Origin of the sequence: Aquirufa ecclesiirivi (genome assembly GCF_011250515.1) — a bacterium.
GTDB classification, from domain to species: domain Bacteria; phylum Bacteroidota; class Bacteroidia; order Cytophagales; family Spirosomataceae; genus Aquirufa; species Aquirufa ecclesiirivi.
Genome location: NZ_JAANOP010000032.1, coordinates 1 through 255, shown reverse-complemented (window position 1 = coordinate 255; position 255 = coordinate 1). Strand labels below are relative to the sequence as shown.

Here is a 255-nt window from a genome sequence, read left to right as displayed (position 1 = left end):
TTGGTACAGCAACGAGTGTGACCTTCAGTAATGGAGTAGCGACAGCAAGCTTGAGCTTGTACCATGTCGAATCAGCGGTGGTAGCAGCAAGCGATGGAAGCATCACAGCAGCAGGAGCTGATCGCTTGAGCGTAGCTGTTAGCGCAGGATCATTCAGTAAATTGGCCGTTAGCTTAACAAGTCCACAAGTGAGTGGAACATCCTTTAGTGGCACCAATAGCTTAACAGCTTTAGATGCTTATGGCAATACGGTAA

1 protein-coding gene is annotated in these 255 nt (G+C 47.8%); it reads left to right on the top strand.

The features are described 5' to 3' along the window. The coding region (locus tag G9H65_RS13590) for a hypothetical protein (protein WP_166375824.1) at positions 1-255 on the top strand (255 nt) is incomplete at both ends.